Source organism: Italian clover phyllody phytoplasma str. MA1 (assembly GCF_000300695.1).
GTDB lineage: Bacteria > Bacillota_I > Bacilli_A > Acholeplasmatales > Acholeplasmataceae > Phytoplasma.
In genome coordinates, this window is sequence record NZ_AKIM01000004.1 from 1 (window position 1) to 527 (window position 527).

The following is a 527-nucleotide window of genomic DNA, read 5'->3' on the forward strand; positions in this document are numbered from 1 at the left end:
ATGCCGGATATACATTTCGAAATTTAACATATGCTTCGTATACAGCTAAGGAATTGAGAGATGCTGGGTATACAATTGATGAATTAAGAGATGGTGGATATATAGCCGATGAATTAAAAGATGTTGGTTATACAGCTAAAGAATTAAAAGATGCCGGATATACATTTCAAGATTTAACATATGCTGCGTATACAGCTAAGGAATTGAGAGATGCCGGATATACAGCTAGGGATTTAAAATATAGTGTTGGGGGGTATACAGTTAAGGATTTAAAAGATGCTGGGTATACAATTGATGAATTAAGAGATGCTGGATTTAAAAATATTTACATATAACGATTTAATAAAAGTTGGATTTACATATCAAGATTTAAAATATTATGAATTTAAGAATAAATGAAAATAACTAAATTAAAAAAGATAAATAAAAATTTTTATAAGTTTGGTTGTTAAATAAACACTTAAACAGCGAAAAATGAACGCCAAATAACATATTTTAATGTATAAAGAATCATTATAAGATCGAAT

At 27.5% G+C, this 527-nt stretch carries 1 pseudogene; it reads left to right on the top strand.

The features are described from left to right. A pseudogene (locus RI01_RS03605) lies at positions 1-335 on the top strand (type IVB secretion system protein DotG/IcmE); the annotation flags it as partial. Positions 336-527: the final 192 nt, after the last annotated feature.